This is a genomic window from Noviherbaspirillum sp., from assembly GCF_035944575.1.
In the GTDB taxonomy this organism is placed as follows: domain Bacteria; phylum Pseudomonadota; class Gammaproteobacteria; order Burkholderiales; family Burkholderiaceae_D; genus Noviherbaspirillum.
The window spans coordinates 1-10,132 of sequence record NZ_DASZBA010000268.1; the positions used below are offsets into that span (position 1 = coordinate 1).

The following is a 10,132-nucleotide window of genomic DNA, read 5'->3' on the forward strand; positions in this document are numbered from 1 at the left end:
AAAGCGGTAGGGAAACAACAGGACGGGACGGAACGATACCGGATACCGCTCTCTCCATGCATTAGAACGCTTTCAGCCAGCTCGGCGCCGCCGCTCCGCAGCTTCATCACGACTCATACCGCAAGCAAATTACGTCGGCATTGCTCGGCGAAGGGAACTGGAAGCGCCCAACTACCCTGTTCCACAACAGAAAAAATCTTGGAAATCATTTACACGTCATGAAAACTTTTCATTGCGATAACTGCGGTCAGCAGGTTTTCTTCGAAAACGTCCGCTGTGAAAACTGCGGCGGCATGCTCGGCTACCAGCCGGAACACCGGGCGATCAGTACTTTCGAGCCGGCCGGCGAGATGGTGTGGCGCAGCCTGAATCCGGCCAATGCGGGCAAGCTGTACAAGCAATGCATCAATTACTCGCGGGAAGACGTGTGCAACTGGATGCTGCCGGCCGACGCGCCCGGCGAGTTATGCGCATCCTGCCAGCTCACGCAGATCATCCCGGCGCTCTCGTCGGATCAGAACCGGCGTTACTGGGCGCGCCTCGAAGCGGCCAAACGGCGGCTCCTGTATTCGCTGTGGGAATTGCATCTGCAACCGAAATCGAAGCACGACGATCCCGAAAACGGCCTCGCCTTCCAGTTCCTGGAGGACACGCCGGGCAACAAGGTCCTTACCGGCCATGCGAGCGGCCTGATCACCCTGAACATCGCGGAAGCCGATCCGGCCCACCGGGAAAAAACACGCGAGCAGATGCATGAACCCTACCGTACCCTGCTCGGCCATTTCCGGCACGAGAGCGGACACTATTATTTCGACCGGCTGATCGTCGGCACCGATTGGCTGGAACCCTTCCGGGAATTGTTCGGCGACGAGCGGCAGGATTACGCGCAGGCACTGCAAACCCACTACAACAACGGCCCGCAGGAAGGCTGGGAGCAGCGTTACATCAGCAGTTACGCGAGCTCCCATCCCTGGGAAGACTGGGCGGAAACCTGGGCGCACTATCTGCACATGGTCGACACGCTCGATACCGCCTTCGCCTGCGGGATGGCCCTGTTGCCGAAGAAACCGGCCGAACCGGAACTGATCATCGAGGAGCGGCCGCTGCGCACCAGCGCGTTCGACGAATTGATGGCCGAATGGTTTGCGCTTACCTATGTGCTGAACAGCCTGAACCGCAGCATCGGCATGCAGGACGCTTATCCGTTCACGCTATCGACGCCGGTGATCGAAAAGCTGCGCTTCATCCACGAAGTGGTGCTGGCGAAGAAGCCTGTGGCGACGCCGGATGCAGTAGCGGCGGCCTGACGCGGAACGCGTCGAAGCAGGCGCCGGCCACTTCCTCGGCGCTGCCGTTGCCTCCCCTGATGATGGAGACCGGATCGCCGGCCCGTTCACGGACCGGATCGACCTGGTAGGACCAGACCTGGAAGGTCACGCACGATGCCTGACCGTAAAACGTGGCGAACGCCGCGTCCACCGCATCCATGCCATGTGCGATCTTGACCCGCCCCGGCAGGGATTTATTGTGGCGCGGATCAAAGGTATGCCAGCGCCCGCCGGCAAACACCTCGCACCAGGCATGGAAATCGATGCCGATGTCATGCTCGGCCACTCCCCTGTACGGCATGTGCCCCGCCACATAGCGGGCCGGCATGTCCAGTGCCCGGCACAGCGCCACCATCACATGGGCAAAATCGCGGCAGACGCCGTATCGGCGATCGATCACGTCCGCGGCGGATAGATGCGAATTGCCCGAACCATAGCGGTATTCGATATGGTGGTGGGTCCAGTCGCAGATGGCCTGTGCCAGTCCCGCGCCGGGTGGAATGCTGCCGAATGTCTGCTGGGCGAACTGCCCCAGCTTGTCCGACTCGCAGTAGCGGCTTGGAAAGGTATAGCGCAACACCTCCCAGGGAAGGCGTTCCGATGCATCCATCGGTGCATAGAGCGCGGGTTCTTCCGTCGTACCGGGCACAATCAGGATCGCGTCATGGACAAACTCGTTCAGTCCTGGACGCAGAATGGTGCGCAGCATTCGGTTGCCGTGGTGATCGGTAAAATGATCGGCCTGCGAACCGGTGTCGCAAGACAGGCTTTCGTCCAGCATCACGACATCGGGATGGGGTCGAATCAGCAGCAGGGCGGCAGTCGGCCGGGACGTTTCATAAGCAAGCCTGCAACCGACGCGGACGGCGATGGCATTCGGCGGCAGTGGATCGGACATATTCATTGGCTGCTCGGTGGACGCTTTTCAAAGAGCGCGGGGTTATACGAAGGCTGGCACGGTTGCGGGCTGTACCATCAGGCCGCCAAGCCATCGCAGGCAGTGGACTAAACGTCTCAATGAGACCGGGATATCGGCAATTGGTTTATCAATTCGAGCAGGATATGCTTGCCAGGTGCATTGATGCACCTCGAATGTCCGGAAGCGAAAATAAGGAACGCAAAACCGGCGAAGCTTACTCGCTTATCTCTTCGGACGGTGGAAAACCTGCGGGAATTTCCGTGCCTGCCGCTGGTCAGACAGGTTTGATCGTTTAACGCGATCCGCGACAACCTGACGACGCCGAGAGAATGTTCGACTATTCACCCGTACCCACCCGCCCCTACGATCCCAACATGCTGTTTGATGTGCTGCTTGAAACCTTCGGGCTCGACAATGACGAAGCGCTTGGCAGCGTGCTGCATATCGGTGCGCCGCTGATCCGCCGCATCCGATACGGGCAGGTGCCGGTCGACCCCCTGCTGCTGTTGCGGATAAATGAATTGTCGGGGATCAGCGTGCGCGAGTTGCGGCGTTTGATGGGCGACCGGCGCGCCGATTGGCGGCTGCCCCAGGCACGCGCCGCCGTCACGGTGGAAGAAGCGCCAGAGGTGCCGTCACGCAGGAAGAAGCCGGATGCAGGCGATGCAGGCTTGCCGAGTTCGGTGCAGTGGAGCTGATGGCGTGGGCATGAGCGCCACGGCGCTTCATGCCTCAGAATTTCGGAATGCGGAAAGTCTTGCTGATCATCAGCGTGCCGGAGAGAACGAACATCAATGCCAGAGGATGGAACTCCCACGGCCCCACCGTCCATGCGCCGCCATACAGGCTGTCGCCAAGACGGTCCTGCCACGCGGCGAAGGCGAGCACCCCGGTGAGCAGCACGCTGGTCGGTATCGGCGTGCCTTCGAAATAGGCAACCTTGTCGCCGCCTTCCGACAGGCTCTCCGCGGTGACATTGAATCGCGCCAGCCGGCTGACGCCGCAGCAGACAAAGTAAATCAGTGCCACCCAGTCCCATCCTCCCTGCAGGCCGGCGACGAATCCGAGCGCGGCGGGCGCGACGCCGAAGGAGACGATATCGGCAAGGGAATCGAGCTCGCGTCCGAGAGGGGAATGCTGGCGTCGCCAGCGCGCGATGCGGCCGTCGAGCACATCAAAGAGGAATGCGGCCGGCGCCATCGCCGCGGCGGCGAAGAAATGCACCGGCGACTGGCTGGCGGCATACATCATCGCAAGGAAGACCGCTGCCACACCGCAGGCGGCATTGCCGAGCGTGAAAAAATCCGCGAGGTGAAACTCGCGGATCATGGAGAAATGCTTGACCGCCTTTTTCGGCGTATTAGACGTACCTGGCGTACCTGGAGTCGGCATTGCGGCCCTTGTCATCTATAGGGGGGTAAATGATTATAGGATGACAACAAGGGCGGAAGGTTCACGAAATGCAATTCAGTTTGATTGCTGTCTAGTTTTCATCGCCCGGGCGAATGCCGCCTTGGCTGCCCGGTACTCCGCCTCGGCCGACCGGTACTCGGCTTCCATCGCATTCGCGGTCTGGTCGTCTACTACCTGAATCCCGCGCTGGCTGGCTTGAATCAAACGCTGGCGTTTGTTGAACAGGTCATTGGCCATCGCGGCCAATATGTCTTGCTGCGCGCTCATGCTGCTCCTCAAGGAAAGTAATGCCGCTAGGACATGCCTTTCGCAAAGTCGTTCCATGCTTCTCGTAAATTTTTTGTCGAAGCATTACGACATGCGCATTTTCGTAACTTCATGTTTCCGGCCGCTTTCTTATCGCTCGCTTATTGATATGCGCCAGAGCAATGCCGATCAGGTTTGCGATGATGAGGTTATTGTGTTTATGAAAGCTACGCATCCATGGTGTTTGCCACGCTAGCGGCCTTGAGCGGCCTGCTCGTGCTCCTGACTTTACTGCCTTTGCTGCGGTATGAAGTCTGGTGGATACGCGGACTCGATTTTCCGCGCCTTCAGCTGGCGAGCGTCGCGCTCGCATTGGCCGTGGCGATTCCGGTCATGCTGGACCGGTCGAGCAACGTGACATGGCTGATGATGGCGGCGATGCTGGCCTGCTTCTGCTATCACGCATGGTGGATTTATCCCTACACGCGCATGTACCCGGTCGAAGTCCTGCAGGCGGACGATGCGATTCACGGCGAGCGCATCCGCATTCTGTCGGCCAATGTCCTGACACCCAATCGCCAGGCCGATGCCTTCCTGAAGCTGGTGCGCGAATTCGAGCCGGATGTCCTGGTCACGCTCGAAACCGATCTGTGGTGGCAGGAGCGGCTGGATGTGCTGGAAGCGGATTATCCGCACACGATGAAGTGCCCGCTCGACAACCTGTACGGCATGCATCTGTATTCGAAGCTGCCGCTCGAAGATGGCGAAATCCAATTCCTCGTGGAGCCGGACAAGCCGTCGATGCATGCGGCGGTGGTATTGCCCACGGGGTTGCGGGTGCGCATGCATTTCGTGCATCCGGCGCCGCCCAGCCCGACGGAGAACGATGAATCCACTGAGCGGGATGCCGAACTGCTCGTCATCGCCAAGAGCGTCGCCGAGTCCAAATTGCCGGTGATAGTGACAGGCGACCTCAATGACGTGGCATGGTCCGCCACCACCCGGCTGTTCCGCAAGATCAGCGGCCTGCTCGATCCGCGCATCGGCCGTGGAATGTTCAATACCTTCCATGCCGGTTACCGGTTCATCCGCTTTCCGGTCGACCATGTTTTCCACAGCCGGCATTTCACCGTGGCCGATATCCGCCGGCTGCCGTATTACGGATCGGATCATTTTCCGATGCTGGTGGAACTCGCCTACGACAAGCGGATCGCGCCCCTGCAGCATGGTTTGCCGGCCGACGAGGAAGACAGGGAGTGGGCCGACGAGAAGACCGGCGAAAAGGATGTGGAAAAGGATGACGTGCACGCGCCGGACGAGGAACCGGCCCTGCAGAAGCCCGGCGTTTGATGCTTCCTGGCCCGCGCGTGCGCGCCGGCACTCAACCCAACCGGCTTTCCCCGCCCCGCAACTTCCGGATCGCCAGCTCCTTCGACTTCGCTTCGATTTCAATCCACGGCGCCGCCGCGTAGGACGACGGCATGTCATCGATCAGGTCGGCGTGATGGCGGTCGTTGAAGGCGGTGCGCCCGTTGGAAATATGAACCAGCTGCATGGCCGGATCGGGCCAGGTGGCGCGCGCCTTTTCCAGCATGTCGCGCACGCTCGGGTGCTCGTAACTGGAAAGCCCTTCCTTGATCACGTGATGGTGGGCGTCGAATACCATCGGTACGCCGGTCGCATGGCAGATGGCCAGGATATCTTCCGCCCCGTAGGCATATTCGTCGTTTTCCAGTCCGAGGCGCAGGCGTATGCCGTCGGGAAGAAGCGCGATACGCTCGATCATGGCCGCGCTGCGCCCGGATTTGCCGCCGTGGATTTCCAGCAGCGCCCACGGTGAGCGGGGTTGATTGAGCAGATCCATGATGTGCGCATGCATGTCCAGGATCTTGATGCTGTTGGCGACGACGCCGGGCGAATCGGAGCTGACCACGACAAACTGGTCCGGGTGCATGACCAGCCGGATGCCGCTCGCAGTGGCGGAGTCGCCCACCTTGCCGACGTCGGCGGCCATCTCGTCCAGCACCTCGCGGCCGACCGGCTCGTCGGAGAACGGAAACAGCGCCGATGGGATGCGATAAAGAAAGATCCGCTCACGGCGACAGTAATCCAGCGCCCGCTCCAGCCGCCGGAGATTGTCGGCGAACAATTCGCGCAGCAGCGCCTGTTGCGCCGGATGATCGTGCTGCAGCAGCCGCTTGCGGGTAATGATGCGATAGCGCACTTCATCGGAGTCGGTGATGCACACCAAGCCTAGTTGGGAGTCGGGCATGTTGAACGATCCGTAATGGGGATCAGGAATAGGCAGGTATTTTTCCCACAAGTTCGAAAATTGCCTGCCGCGCATGCCTTATTCAAAAACGGCAATGATCGGCTGAGCAGCCTCAACGCGGACGCATGCAATTCAGCCGATGATGGCACTGTGTTTTACTGACCTACCCATCATTACAGATATGCCTTCCATCACCGTTTTGCGTCACGTCGTTCTGTTTGCGTTCAAGCCCGATGCGTCGCCGGGCCAATGCGGCGAAATATCCACCGAATTCGCCGCGCTGCCGTCGCGCATCCCCGGGATCATCGATTTCGAGTACGGCGTCAACGTCAGTCCGGAAGGTTTGAACGACGGGTTCAGCCACTGTTTCATGCTGAGCTTCAATACGACGGCGGACCGGGATGCCTACCTGGCTCATCCCGCGCACCAGGCGTTCGTCGCCAGGCTCGGTCCCTGCCTCGAAAAATCACTGGTCATCGATTACTGGACCGGCGACCCGGCCTGAGCGGCTGTACCGCATCAGGGCAAGGGTTTGCGCCAAAAGATGACCTGGTGATTGACCCACTGAATCGGCGCGTCAATGTCGTTGCAGCGCCGGTATTCGTCGATGGCCTGCCGGCATCCAAGCGGAAGCCCGTAGTCGTCGACGATGATGAATCCGCCGGACGATAGCTTCGGATACAGCGATTCGATCGCGGTACGTGTCGACTCATACCAGTCGCCGTCGAGCCGCATCACCGCCAGCCGTTCGATCGGCGCAACCGGCAGGGTATCCGAGAACCATCCTTCCAGGAATCGCACCTGGTCGTCGAGCAGGCCATATTTTCTGAAGGTGCTTTCGACGTAGTCGCGCGGAATACTGAGTCCCTCAATCGGTTCCAGCATGAAGTGCCAGATTGCGTCAAGCAGGTCGGTCCCCGGATCGGGCTTCGGCATGCCTTTAAAGGAATCCGCCGCCCAGACGGTACGGTCGGCAATGCCATGGCCTTTCAGTATCGCGCGCATCAGGACCGGCATGCCGCCTTTCCAGATGCCGGTTTCGATCAGGTCGCCAGGCACATGATCGCGAATCGCCGTCTCGACGCAAACCTGCAGATTATTCAGGCTTGCCATGTCAGACATCGTATCGGACGTCGTCTCCCTATGCATGCCATTTAGCCCGGCATGCAGCATGTCGGGAGTGAAGCTGGCCGCTTGCAGGCTCAGGAATGTTTCGACGGTATGACCGAATGGCTCAAGATAGCGCCGGAATTCTTCGTTCGCGCTGCGGATGATTGCGGCGCAGCGCGCATGGGACACGACCGGCTCACGACGACCGGGCGGGTTGATGGCGCCGCACAGGCATTGCTTCAACAGATCGAGGTATAGCGCGGTCGCGTCGGGCATTGATCATCTCCAGTGAACGGCATGTGCCAACACATGCCGTTCATATGAGTAACCGGAGCCGCCTGTATCGTTCCGCGTCCTGGTTCACCGCGCGCCGCCGCTCCCTGGCGGGAAGGATGGGCTGGAAAGCCGGCATTGCGCAGACATGTCAAAAATATTGACGGCATTTTAATATTATGGCAACGTGCGAATCATGAACTTTCTTTCAACCATTGTCGTCAAGCCGATTAACCCGATTCCATTTCCATGGTGGGTTGCCTGACGTCGTCGTAACAAGTTCAACAACCCGCCCAATGAGGCGGGTTTTTTGTTTCTGTCTCTTGGGCTTTTCCCTTACAGACAGGAGCAAGACATGGCCCGCTTGGAACAAAAGCAAATCACATCCAGGAAATTTCTTCCCGTGTACAGCGCCGTAACGGTGCTGGGTAACGCCGGAGCCGGCATCGCGCCGGACATCCACGTTGCAATCACGCGAATCCGCCCGGGCAGCGTCGTGTCGATCCACCTGTTTCCCCATCAGACCCTGGTGTGCCGTAAAGGCAGGTTGTGGATCACCCGGTCCGGCGACGCAGCGGATTACTGGCTCGCGCCCGGTGAAACGCTGCGGTTTCCCAAGGCCTGCAAGCTGGTGGTCGAGGCGGACGGGATGAGCGCCTTTGCCCTGCAGGGCTCGGAGCAGACGGCGACGGGGCCGGAAGCCCGATCGATCTGCTGACCGGCTGGCTGCATCGGGCCGCATTCGCGTTGCGGCATCTGGCAAACATCTGAGGCGCCTCATCGGCATTACCGTGCAACCCGGCGCCGCCTGCGAACGGTCCGGGGTTGCCTGCGCGAATGCCCTGACGCGATGCAGCGCTCACTGAAACTGAACACCGACCGCTCACGGCAGTCCTATCGTTGAATTGCTGTTGCAGACGGGTGCAACGCCACATTGCGTATCATGCGGCAGCTGCAACGGCACGGCGACAATAACTGTTCCCTTAAAAAACATTCGATGACACTGATCACGCCCGAATCCGACAATTCCCCTCATGGCACGGAAAGTCTGCCCCCTGAGCAACATGCCCGCGCGCTCGGCGCCGAGCTGGTCAAACAGGAAGGCAGCGTCTTCCTGCGCTTCGCCGGCACGGTGAACGTCAATGGCCTGAACGTGCCCTATGCCCTCGTGCCCGGCAAGGGCGTGCTGGCCAAACCGAGCAAATGGCGCAAGATGGCGCCCGAGGACCAGTTGCAGTTGATCACCGAACGGGCCAGTGCGTATGCCTTCGACGAGTTGCAACGCAAGGTCGCCACTTTCGTTGCGCGCATCGGCGAGAAGGCCGAGGATGCCGGCCTGGACCCGATGATCCTGCTCAATGCACTCTCGACCGGCGATTCGGCGATGCCGGTGGACCAGGTGTTCGAGCGTATCGAGCAGCGCCTGCTGCATGCGGTGGAGCGGCAGCAGGAAGCCCGCAATGCGGCGCGCACTCGGGAAAGCATCAACCTGGCCGAATATCCGGCGTCGTTTGAACTCGCGCGCCGCTTGCCGCGCCGCTTCATCGCCCTGCTCGGGCCGACCAATTCCGGGAAGACACATGAGGCGATGGAGGCATTGGCGAAGGCGAAGACCGGCGTGTATCTCGCGCCGCTGCGCCTGCTGGCGCTGGAAAATTATGAACGGCTGGTCGATGCACGGCCAGGCGGCAGGCAGTTGAAGGTTAATCTCGTCACCGGCGAGGAGCGGCGTGAAGTGGAAGACGCGACCCATGTCGCCAGCACGGTGGAGATGCTCGACACGCGCACCCGGGTGGATGTGGCGGTGATCGACGAGATCCAGATGCTGTCCGACCGGGACCGCGGCGCGGCATGGACGGCGGCGGTATGCGGCGCGCCGGCAACGACGGTCTACCTGGTGGGCGCGCTGGAGGCGAGGCGTGCGGTGGAAGCTCTGGCGGCGCGGCTGGAATGCCCGCTGGAAGTGCGGACCCTGAAGCGCAAGGGCCCGCTCACGATGGAGCCTTCCGCGGTGCGCAAGCTGCGCAACCTGCGGCGCGGCGATGCGGTGATCGCCTTCTCGCGCCGCGACGTGCTGATGTGGCGCGACCTGATCACCGAGAACAATTTTTCGGTGGCCACCATCTACGGCAACCTGTCGCCGGAAGTGCGGCGCGCGCAGGCGGCGCGCTTTCGCGACGGCACGGCCGATATCGTCGTCGGTACCGATGCGATCGCGATGGGGCTGAACCTGCCGATCGAGCGGGTGGTGATGACCACCGCGAACAAGTTCAACGGCATCGATGAGGAGGAGCTGCCCGCTTCGCTGGCGAAGCAGATCGCCGGCCGGGCCGGCCGTTTCGGCGTGCATGACGAAGGCTTCGTCGCCGGGTTTGATGACGACACCCATCATGTGATCCGCTCGCTGCTGCAGGAAAAGATCCCTGCCCTACCCGTGCTCGGCTTCTCGGTCGCGCCGACACTGGAGCACCTGAACCGCATCGCAGCGGTGACCGGCGAACAATCGCTGGCGCGGCTGCTCAAGCGCTTCGCCACCAACATCGATGTGCCCGACGGCTTCTTCACGCCGCG

11 protein-coding genes are annotated in these 10,132 nt (G+C 60.9%); 6 read left to right on the forward strand and 5 right to left on the reverse strand.

Features of this window, described 5'->3' with window-relative positions:
- Nucleotides 1-218 precede the first annotated feature (218 nt).
- Nucleotides 219-1,307: a zinc-binding metallopeptidase family protein gene (locus VGU61_RS22180; RefSeq protein ID WP_326861492.1), complete on the forward strand. Its 1,089-nt coding sequence runs from the start codon at nt 219-221 to the stop codon at nt 1,305-1,307.
- On the opposite strand, the gene VGU61_RS22185 is transcribed toward VGU61_RS22180, so the two are convergent.
- Nucleotides 1,243-2,226, reverse strand: coding sequence for a transglutaminase family protein (locus VGU61_RS22185; protein ID WP_326861493.1), 984 nt, complete (start codon nt 2,224-2,226; stop codon nt 1,243-1,245). The two genes, VGU61_RS22180 and VGU61_RS22185, sit on opposite strands and share 65 nt — an antisense overlap.
- A 350-nt stretch (nt 2,227-2,576) precedes the next feature.
- On the opposite strand from VGU61_RS22185, the gene VGU61_RS22190 reads away from it, so the two are divergent.
- Complete coding sequence (locus VGU61_RS22190) at nt 2,577-2,945, forward strand: hypothetical protein (RefSeq protein ID WP_326861494.1); 369 nt, start codon at nt 2,577-2,579, stop codon at nt 2,943-2,945.
- 34 nt (nt 2,946-2,979) lie between these two features.
- Here VGU61_RS22190 and VGU61_RS22195 read toward each other — a convergent pair whose 3' ends face one another.
- Both VGU61_RS22195 and VGU61_RS22200 read right to left on the reverse strand, forming a co-directional pair.
- Complete coding sequence (locus VGU61_RS22195; RefSeq protein ID WP_326861502.1) at nt 2,980-3,576, reverse strand: CDP-alcohol phosphatidyltransferase family protein; 597 nt, start codon at nt 3,574-3,576, stop codon at nt 2,980-2,982.
- Nucleotides 3,577-3,714: 138 nt separating this feature from the next.
- A complete protein-coding gene (locus VGU61_RS22200) occupies nt 3,715-3,927 on the reverse strand; it encodes a hypothetical protein (RefSeq protein WP_326861495.1) in 213 nt (70 codons plus the stop codon).
- Nucleotides 3,928-4,143: 216 nt separating this feature from the next.
- Between VGU61_RS22200 and VGU61_RS22205 the strand changes: the two genes are divergently transcribed.
- Nucleotides 4,144-5,256, forward strand: coding sequence for an endonuclease/exonuclease/phosphatase family protein (locus VGU61_RS22205; protein ID WP_326861496.1), 1,113 nt, complete (start codon nt 4,144-4,146; stop codon nt 5,254-5,256).
- 31 nt (nt 5,257-5,287) lie between these two features.
- On the opposite strand, the gene VGU61_RS22210 is transcribed toward VGU61_RS22205, so the two are convergent.
- Nucleotides 5,288-6,178 carry a UV damage endonuclease UvsE gene (locus VGU61_RS22210; protein ID WP_326861497.1) on the reverse strand — a complete coding sequence of 297 codons (891 nt, stop codon included), beginning with the start codon at nt 6,176-6,178 and terminating at the stop codon, nt 5,288-5,290.
- A 181-nt stretch (nt 6,179-6,359) separates the two neighbouring features.
- Between VGU61_RS22210 and VGU61_RS22215 the strand changes: the two genes are divergently transcribed.
- Complete coding sequence (locus VGU61_RS22215; RefSeq protein ID WP_326861498.1) at nt 6,360-6,683, forward strand: Dabb family protein; 324 nt, start codon at nt 6,360-6,362, stop codon at nt 6,681-6,683.
- 14 nt (nt 6,684-6,697) lie between these two features.
- On the opposite strand, the gene VGU61_RS22220 is transcribed toward VGU61_RS22215, so the two are convergent.
- The gene (locus tag VGU61_RS22220) at nt 6,698-7,564 is read right to left on the reverse strand and encodes a TylF/MycF/NovP-related O-methyltransferase (protein ID WP_326861499.1); all 867 of its coding nucleotides are present in this window, start codon (nt 7,562-7,564) and stop codon (nt 6,698-6,700) included.
- Between the two features lie 352 nt (nt 7,565-7,916).
- Here VGU61_RS22220 and VGU61_RS22225 point away from each other — a divergent pair, with 352 nt between their 5' ends.
- Both VGU61_RS22225 and VGU61_RS22230 read left to right on the forward strand, forming a co-directional pair.
- The gene (locus VGU61_RS22225; protein WP_326861500.1) at nt 7,917-8,279 is read left to right on the forward strand and encodes a DUF2917 domain-containing protein; all 363 of its coding nucleotides are present in this window, start codon (nt 7,917-7,919) and stop codon (nt 8,277-8,279) included.
- Nucleotides 8,280-8,558: 279 nt separating this feature from the next.
- Nucleotides 8,559-10,132: helicase-related protein (locus tag VGU61_RS22230; RefSeq protein WP_326861501.1), on the forward strand; the 1,574-nt coding region annotated here is incomplete at its 3' end.